The sequence below is a fragment of the Rhizobium sp. CCGE 510 genome, from assembly GCF_000292525.1.
Classification (GTDB): domain Bacteria; phylum Pseudomonadota; class Alphaproteobacteria; order Rhizobiales; family Rhizobiaceae; genus Rhizobium.
Map to the genome: position 1 here is coordinate 1 of NZ_AEYF01000141.1, position 512 is coordinate 512.

The 512-nt window shown below is 61.9% G+C and carries 1 protein-coding gene; it reads right to left on the reverse strand.

From position 1 onward, the window contains the following. Window positions 1–512: ATPase, T2SS/T4P/T4SS family (locus RCCGE510_RS32850; RefSeq protein ID WP_007638167.1), on the reverse strand; the 512-nt coding region annotated here is incomplete at both ends.

Consider the following 512-nt stretch of genomic DNA (forward strand, 5'->3'; position numbering starts at 1 on the left):
ATCGCGGACTTCGCCGACAATGATGCGGTCTGGCCGCAGGCGCATTGTGCTCTTCAAAAGCCTTGCCATGTCGACGCTATCGCTGGTGTGCAGCGAGACGGCGTTTTCGGCGGCGCACTGGATTTCGGCTGTGTCCTCGAGGATCACCATGCGATCCTCTGGCGCTGTCGCGACGATCTCGGCAATGACGGCATTGGCGAGCGTCGTCTTGCCCGACCCTGTGCCGCCAGAGATGACGATGTTCAGACGATTGGCGATGGCGCTCCGGAGAACAGAGGCCTGTGCTTCGGTCATCACCTTCGCCTTGACGTAATCGTCAAGCGGGATCAGACGCGAGGCGCGACAGCGGATCGTGAAGCTGGGCGCGGATACAACAGGCGGCAACAGGCCTTCGAAACGGTGACCGCCGATCGGCAATTCGCCGGATATGATCGGCTGATCGTGGTCCGCTTCGGATTGCAGCGCATGGGCCACGCTGCCGATGACGACCTCTGCGGCAGCCGACGTCATCT